Annotated in this window: 1 pseudogene; it reads right to left on the bottom strand. The window is 31.7% G+C overall.

Annotated features, from left to right (window positions below):
* Window positions 1–218 (bottom strand): annotated as a pseudogene (locus tag ELQ09_RS08240) (autotransporter outer membrane beta-barrel domain-containing protein); the annotation flags it as partial.

Raw genomic sequence — 218 nt, 5'->3', positions numbered from 1 at the left:
CCATAGTTTCCATTATTTAAATCACTCTTTATATAATCACTTGCATCTGCATATAAATTACCCTTTTCAGACATAGCCATTCTTTGGGCTCTACTTGAATTTCCTAGATAAAAGCTTTGCATAGAATTACCCATAACATTATCTATAAAGGTTGATCTTCTTGTAGTAGTAGAGATTAAAGATCTAAAGGTTGCACCTGATATGGAAGCATTAAGATT

Source organism: Campylobacter sp. CH186 (assembly GCF_004378925.1).
In the GTDB taxonomy this organism is placed as follows: Bacteria; Campylobacterota; Campylobacteria; order Campylobacterales; family Campylobacteraceae; genus Campylobacter_D; species Campylobacter_D jejuni.
Note: the sequence above shows the minus strand (reverse complement) of the source record. Positions and strands in the feature narration are given on the sequence as shown.